Annotated in this window: 6 protein-coding genes; 2 read left to right on the top strand and 4 right to left on the bottom strand. The window is 74.7% G+C overall.

The window, feature by feature from the left end:
- The coding region (locus OERS_RS19920; RefSeq protein WP_068627734.1) for an acyltransferase family protein at window positions 1-1423 on the top strand (1423 nt) is incomplete at its 5' end.
- On the opposite strand, the gene OERS_RS19915 is transcribed toward OERS_RS19920, so the two are convergent.
- On the bottom strand, window positions 1335-2156 hold the full coding sequence (locus OERS_RS19915) for an RDD family protein (protein ID WP_056646067.1): 822 nt from the start codon (window positions 2154-2156) through the stop codon (window positions 1335-1337). The two genes, OERS_RS19920 and OERS_RS19915, sit on opposite strands and share 89 nt — an antisense overlap.
- Window positions 2157-2279: 123 nt before the next feature.
- On the opposite strand from OERS_RS19915, the gene OERS_RS19910 reads away from it, so the two are divergent.
- Window positions 2280-3269 carry a stage II sporulation protein M gene (locus OERS_RS19910; protein WP_056646070.1) on the top strand — a complete coding sequence of 330 codons (990 nt, stop codon included), beginning with the start codon at window positions 2280-2282 and terminating at the stop codon, window positions 3267-3269.
- Window positions 3270-3272: 3 nt separating this feature from the next.
- On the opposite strand, the gene OERS_RS19905 is transcribed toward OERS_RS19910, so the two are convergent.
- The 3 genes from OERS_RS19905 to OERS_RS19895 form a co-directional block, all read right to left on the bottom strand.
- The gene (locus OERS_RS19905) at window positions 3273-4577 is read right to left on the bottom strand and encodes a winged helix DNA-binding domain-containing protein (RefSeq protein WP_068627733.1); all 1305 of its coding nucleotides are present in this window, start codon (window positions 4575-4577) and stop codon (window positions 3273-3275) included.
- Between the two features lie 383 nt (window positions 4578-4960).
- A complete protein-coding gene (locus tag OERS_RS19900) occupies window positions 4961-6253 on the bottom strand; it encodes a DUF58 domain-containing protein (RefSeq protein WP_068627732.1) in 1293 nt (430 codons plus the stop codon).
- A 24-nt stretch (window positions 6254-6277) separates the two neighbouring features.
- A complete protein-coding gene (locus OERS_RS19895; RefSeq protein WP_068627735.1) occupies window positions 6278-7252 on the bottom strand; it encodes an AAA family ATPase in 975 nt (324 codons plus the stop codon).
- Window positions 7253-7335: the final 83 nt, after the last annotated feature.

Raw genomic sequence — 7335 nt, 5'->3', positions numbered from 1 at the left:
CCGCACGGCGGGCCACGTCGCGGGCCCCAGCAGCGGTCCTGGCAGAACCGGCCCCCGCCCCGGCCAGGTCTCGGGCAAGACCTCCGCGACCGGACCGCACGACCCGACGCTCCGCCGTCGGGCCTCCGCGTCACCCGGCGGCGCCGCCCGGCGCGACGTGTTCGTCGACGCCGTGCGCGCCCTCGCAACCCTCGCCGTCCTGAGCGTGCACTGGCTCATGCCCGAGGCCACGTGGGACGGCGAACGCCTGGGTATCGGCAACGCGCTGTCGCACGGCGGCGCGTGGACGCTCACGTGGGTCCTGCAGGTCCTGCCGCTGCTGTTCTTCGCGGCGGGCGCGTCCGCGGCGTACCAGCTCTGGCGCACCGGCACGGCCGGCAGGCCCGACGGCGCCGCTCACCTCCCGACCGCACGTCGCCAGGGTGTCGTCACGGCCGGGTGGGACGTGGTCCGTCGTAGGCTCCCGCGGATCTGGAGGCCCGTCGCGGCGTTCGTCGGTACGTGGGCCGCCGCGGTCCTCGTGCTGCCGACGCTCGGGGTCCCGCAGGAGGCCGTGCGGCAGGTCGCACGCATCGCGCCCCAGCTCCTGTGGTTCCTCGGGGTCTACCTGCTGCTGCTCGCGGTCACGCCGGCCCTGCTGCGCGCCTACCGGGCGTGGGGGTGGCGCCTGGTCGTGATCGCCGTGGCCGCGCCTCTGCTCGTGGACGCGGTGCGCTTCGGGGCGGGCGTGGACCAGGTCGCGGTCGTCAACGTCCTGCTCGGCTGGGCCGTGCCCTACGTCCTGGGGATCGCGTACGTCGACCTCGTGCGTCGCGACGCGCTGCCCTCGCGCCGAGCCCTCTGGCTCACCGCGGCGGCGGCCCTCGCGGCGATGGCCGGCCTCGTGGTCGCGGGCCCCTACCCGCTGAGCCTCATCGGGATGCCCGGCGACGCGATCTCCAACCTCGGCCCGCCCACGGCCCTCGCCGTGACCCACGCGGTGCTCCAGGTGAGCGTCGCGCTCGCGGTGCGCGACGCCGTCGTCCGTTGGGCGCAGGGACGCGGCGCGGTCCTCGTGTCGTGGGTCGCCGCGCGCTCGATGACGCTGTACCTGTGGCACCTGACCGCGATGTTCGTCGTGATCGGCGTGGTCCTGCTCGGGGTGGGGTCGCCGCTGCCCGTGGCCTGGAGCGCCGACTGGTGGGCCAGCCGACCCCTGTGGTTCGGTGCGGCTGCGCTCGTCCTGGGCGCCCTCGCGGCGGTCTTCGGCCGGTTCGAGGCCCCGGCGGCCCGGCCGACCGGTCCCGCGGCGGCCCGGGTGGCCGAGCGGGGCGAGCGGGCCGGCTACGGGGCGGTCAGCTCCGAGGGTCGGGCACCGAGTACGGCAGCCGGTGCAGCATCTCGCCCTGCTCGTGCGCGAGCTGCTGCCCCCGCTGCGCCGTGACCCAGTCCCGGCTCCGCCGCTCGGCGAGCACCGCGCACAGGAAGTCCTCGGGGGGCGTGCCGGGCGGCGGGCCGGGGGCGACGAAGCGCTCGATCTTGCCCGCGAGGTCCTGCCCGATCCGTACGCGCGAGGCCGGGTTGAGCGTGGCCGCGCGCCCGAGGAACTGACGCACCGCGAGGGCCAGGCCGTCGGGGAGCTTGCGCATGTCGGTGTGCGCGGCCCAGGCCGCGAGGTAGGGCGGCATGGCGATCGCGGCGTACGTCGGCCTCCCACCGCGGACGCGGATCGCGTACGTCCCGGCGAGCATGTCGCCCACGCGCTTGCCCTTGTCGTTCGACAACGACGCGATGAGCGCGACCGAGCCGAACGTCAGCCACAGCTCGCCCACGCCCACGAGCGCTCGGATGAACGCGTGCCGGAAGCGGACCGGGCCGCCGTCGTCGCGCACGACGCGGATGCCCAGGGCGAGCTTGCCGAGCGACCGGCCGCGCGAGAGGGTCTCGACCGTCGTGGGGATGCCGACCATCACGAGGACCAGGATCACCGCCCAGAGCGCCGGGGCGAACTCGGGGCTCACCGCGTCGAGCGCCGACCCGGCCGCGGCGAAGAGCAGGGCGAACAGCACGATCCCGATCGCCGTCAGATCGATCACGGCTCCCAGGGCGCGCGTCACGAACGACGCCGGTCGTGCGTCGAGGACCACTCCCTCGCCGGTCAGGATGCCGTCTTGCACTCGTGCTCCTCGGTCGTGCCTCGTCGAACCTCGTACCCCGTCGCGCGGACGGCCACGAGGCGGTCCGGCCCACTGTAGGTCAAGGGCGGTCCTGCGGGCTCCAGGTGTGGCAAGGTTGCCCGCGTGGACCTGGATGCCTTCAACGCCGTGCACAGCGCCGAGTGGTCGCGACTCGAGGAGCTGACCAAGAAGCGCTCGCTCGACGGTGCCGAGGCCGACGAGCTCGTCCGCCTCTACCAGTCGGTCGCGACGCACCTTTCCACGATCCGTTCGGCCGCCCCGGACCCGGTGCTCATCACGCGGCTCTCCGACCTGCTCGGGCGCGCCCGGACGCGCATCGCCGGGGCCCACGAGCCCGCGTGGCGTGACGTCGTGCGCTTCGCGACCGTCTCGGTGCCCGCGGCTCTCTACCGGATCCGGTGGTGGACCGTGACGATCATGGTCCTGTTCGTGGGCGTCGCCGTGGTCTCGGGATGGTGGGTCGCCACGAACCCGGACGCGCTCGCCTCGATGGGGACTCCCGCGGCGCGCGAGCAGTACGTCGACGAGGCTTTCGCGAGCTACTACGACCCCGGCGCCGGTTTCGCGTCGATGGTCTGGACCAACAACGCCCGGATCGCCGCGCTGTGCATCGCGCTCGGGATCTCCGGGGTGTTCCCGGCGTACATCATGTTCGCGAACGCGGTCGGCGTGGGGTCGACGGGCGGCATGATGGCGTACTACGGCGAGCTCGACACGTTCCTCACGCTCATCGCCCCGCACGGGTTGCTCGAGCTCACCGCGATCTTCGTCGCGGGGGCTGCGGGGCTCCGGCTCTTCTGGGCCCTGATCGACCCGGGGCCGCGCACCCGCGGCCGGGCCGTCGCGGAGGAGGGACGGGCACTGTTCACGATCGCGATCGGGCTCGTGGTGGTCCTGGCGGTGTCCGGGCTCATCGAGGGGTTCGTGACCGGGTCGGGCATGGCGTGGTGGCTCAAGATCGTGATCGGAGCGGTCGCGCTCGCGGCGTTCTGGGTCTACACGATCGTGCTCGGTCGGCGCGCGGTGCAGGCGGGCGAGACGGGCGACCTCACGGCAGACCACGCGGGGGACGTCGCGCCCGTCGCGGCCTGAGGCCTACCCGGCGCCGACTGCCACCACGTGCTCGGTCGCCTCGGGGGCCACGAACCGGAGCAGCTCGCCGCCGCGCTCCTCGAGAGCGGTCCGCTGGGCGGGCGTGAACGTGTGGCCGAGCGGGGTGACGTCGAGGTGCGCGACGGCGCCGGGCGACGTGGCCGGCCGCGAGCCGGACCGTCGGACCTTCCACGTCGCGGCGACGTAGCCGTCCACCAGGACCGTCCCGGGCACCTGGCCGTTGACGGTCGTGATCGCCTTGCGCCGCACGTCGTCCACGACGCGCGTGCGGTCGGCGTGACCCAGCACCAGGTTGTCGAACTCCGCGACGAGCGCGAGGGGCGCGGGGGCGTCCGCGCCGGGGCGGGGTGCTCCCGGCAGGTCGAGGAGCTCCTTGCCGTCGGGTCCGGTGAAGGTCGTGAGCTCGGGGCGCAGGTGCCCGACGACGTCGCGCAGCCCCGTCAGGCCCGACCACCTCTGGGCGTCCATGACCGTCGCCGGGCCGAACGCAGCGAGGTAGCGCCGCACGAGTCGCACGAGGGCCTCGAAGCGTTCGTCGGGGTCGCGGAGCGATCGGCTCGGGCGGCCGAACCAGGCGTCCGCCGTGGTCCACGTCGTCGTCGTGCCGGGGCCGCTCGCGCCCCACACCCCGCGCGGCGTGACCTGCACGAGCGGGAGGTAGCAGCGGGCCGTGTAGGCAAGGTGCTGAGGATGGACGTCGGGCCAGCGCTCACCGAGGAGCCGGCCCAGGTCTGTCGAGGTGAGCGGCGCCTCGGCCAGGAGGTCCTGCGCGGCCGCCGCGACGTCGCCGAGGTCCGTGCCGACCAACGCCTTGGCGTGGACGCTGCCCACGCGCACGCCGGACTCGAGCAGCGGGCGCAGCACGCCCGGGAGCTCGAGGGCGTCGTCGGCCGTGACGAGGTGGACGGTGCCGCGCATCACGGCGATGCGCGTGACCGAGCGGTCGTCGAACCTGTTCGCGAGGTGGTCGGTGCGGAACCCCTCGAGGCGCGACCACAGCCCGGGGTACGGGGTCGTGGGGACCTGCGACTGGAGCCCGACGAGGTGGTCGACCTCGGCGAGGGTCGGGGTGCTGCGCGGCGCAGGGGTCGTGGCGGGGCCCGCGGCAGCGGGAGTGGAGGAGACCGCGGCAACGGGCGCGGCTGGTGTCGTACTGGTGCGAGCGGGCGCGCCCGCCGCTGCCGGGTACGAGGCCGGGCGCGGTGCGAGCAGGTGCTGGCGTGCCAGCAGCGCGCGGTTGAGGTCGTCGAGGCTGAGCGTGGGCCCGTGGCGGCCGGCGGCGGTCATGGTGCCATCCTGCCGCGAGGGGCCGACACGCGGGACGTCTGCGGACGCGTGTCAGGACGCCGTGAGACCCTGCCCGGCAGCGGTCCTGCCGGGTCGCGGGGTCAGAAGATCAGGAAGCCGAGCGCGGGGATGACGAAGGTCGCGGACAGCGCGAAGATCACGATGATCGCGACCCGGCGGTTGCGTGCTTCACGGTCGCGCGAGGTGGCCGGTCGGCGCACGGTGCTGCTCCTTCGGTGGTGGGGCGGGACGGGTACCAGCCTAGACGGCGCCCTGGGAGCGCTGCGACGGGTCGTGTGACGGAGCTGTGAGGGCAGGACCGCGCAGGTCTCGTCAGGACCGGCGCGACCCCGGGGCCACGCCGGTCCTGACGGCGCCGTGGGTCACAACCGTCCGGCCGCCTTGAGCGCGAGGTAGGTGTCGGCGAGCCGGGGCGCGAGCTCCTCGGGCAGTCCCTCGACCACCTCGACGCCCTTCTGCGAGAGCACGGTCCGCACCGCGGTGCGCTCGAGCTCGACGCGTGCCGCGGCTGCGGCGTCGTAGACGTCGGCGGTCGAGCCCCGGGCAGCGCGCAGCGCTGCGACCTCGGGGTCGGCGACCGAGGCCACGACGACCTGGTGCTTGGAGGTCAGCTGCCCGACGACGGGCAGCAGGCCGGTCTCGACGGCTGCTGGGTCGAGCGTCGTGAGCAGGACCACGAGCGCGCGCTGCGAGAGGCGCTGGTGGACCGAGCCGACGAGTCCCGGCCAGTCGGTCTCGAGCAGCGCGGGCTCGATGGGCGCGAGCGCGTCGGCCAGGGCCGGCATGAGGCGGGGGCCGGCCGCACCCGCGACCCTGGCCCGCACGCTGCGGTCGTACGCGAACAGCTCGACGCGGTCGCCCGCCCGTCCGGCGAGGGCCGAGAGCAGCAGGGCCGCCTCGATGCTCGCGTCGAGGCGCGGCTCGTCGCCGATGCGGGCCGCCGACGTGCGCGAGGTGTCGAGCACGATCAGGACACGGCGGTCACGCTCGGGTCGCCACGTCCGCACGACCATGTCCGCCCGGCGTGCCGAGGCCCGCCAGTCGATCGACCGCACGTCGTCGCCGATGACGTACTCGCGCAGCGAGTCGAACTCGGTCCCCTCGCCGCGCACCTGGACCGCGGCGCGCCCGTCCATCTCGCGCAGCCGGGCGAGGCGGCTCGGCAGGTGCCGTCGCGAGGCGAACTCGGGCAGGACGCGCAGGCGACCGGGCACGTCGAGCGAGACCTGGCGGGCCGCGAGGCCGAGCGGTCCCACGGCCCGGACGGTGACCTTGTCCGCGAGCCGGTCACCGCGCCGGGTGGGTACGAGCACGGTCGTCAGACGCGCCGACTCGCCCGGGGGCAGGTCGACGGTGTGCCGGTTGACCTGAGGGCCCGCCGACGGGGCCCAGGCGTCCCGGACCACCGCGCGCAGGCGCCTCCCGGTCAGGTTCGTCACGACGAGCTGCGACGTCGCGCGGCCCGTGAGGCGGACCGAGCCCGGGACGCGCCGCTCGACCGCGACCCGTCGCGGGGAGGCCGCGAGGGTCACGTCGAGCGCGCACAGCAGCGCGACCACGAGCGCCCAGACCAGGACCGTGCCGTACGAGGGCACGACGAGGACCGCCACCACCCCGAGGGCGGCGAGCGCGACGGCGCGCCACGTCAGAGCCATGTCATCCCTTCAGGCCGCCGGCGCTCAGCGCGGGACCGGCACGGAGGCCAGCACCGTGTCGAGCACGCTCTCCGCGGTCACGCCCTCGAGCTCGGCCTCGGGGCGCAGCTGGACGCGGTGACGCAGCGTCGGGTGGGCCAGGGCCTTGACGTCGTCGGGCGTGACGTAGCCGCGACCGGACAGCCAGGCCCACGCGCGCGACGTCGCGAGCAGCGCCGTGGCGCCTCGGGGCGACACACCGAGCGACAGCGAGGGGGAGTGGCGCGTCGCGCGGCACAGGTCCACGGCGTAGCCGAGAACCTCGCGCGAGACCTGGACCTGGGCGACCTCGGCACGCGCGCGGTCGAGGACCTCGCGGCCCGCGACGGGGCGGACGCCCGCCGCGGCGAGGTCGCGCGGGTTGAAGCCCGCGGCGTGCCGTGCGAGGACCTCGATCTCCTGGTCGCGCTCGGGCAGCGGCAGGACGAGCTTGAGCAGGAAGCGGTCGAGCTGGGCCTCGGGCAGCGGGTAGGTGCCCTCGTACTCGACGGGGTTCTGCGTCGCGATGACGAGGAACGGGTCCGGCAGCATCCGCGGCGTCCCGTCGACCGAGACCTGGCGCTCCTCCATGGCCTCGAGCAGCGAGGCCTGGGTCTTCGGGGGAGTGCGGTTGATCTCGTCGGCCAGGAGCAGGTTCGTGAAGACGGGGCCCTCGCGGAACGAGAACTCGGCCGTGCGTGCGTCGTACACGAGCGATCCCGTGACGTCGCCGGGCATGAGGTCGGGCGTGAACTGGACACGCTTGGTGTCCAGGTCGAGCGAGGCCGCGAGCGTGCGCACGAGCAGCGTCTTGGCGACGCCGGGCACGCCCTCGAGGAGCACGTGGCCCTTGCAGAGCATCGCGATGAGCAGGCTCGTGACCGCTGCGTCCTGACCCACGACGGCCTTGCCCACCTCGGTCCGCACGGCCGCGAGGGCCGCGCGCAGGTCGGTGGCCGAGCGCGTGTCGTCCTCGAACACCGTGGCCGACGTACGAGCCCGGCGCGAGAGCCGGACGGGGCCCGCGATCACGTAGGCGATCACCGCGACGACGAGGACCACGC

This window comes from Oerskovia enterophila (genome assembly GCF_001692445.1).
Lineage (GTDB): Bacteria > Actinomycetota > Actinomycetes > Actinomycetales > Cellulomonadaceae > Oerskovia > Oerskovia enterophila.
The sequence above is the reverse complement of the archived record's forward strand: the minus strand, read 5'-3'. Positions and strand labels throughout refer to the sequence as shown.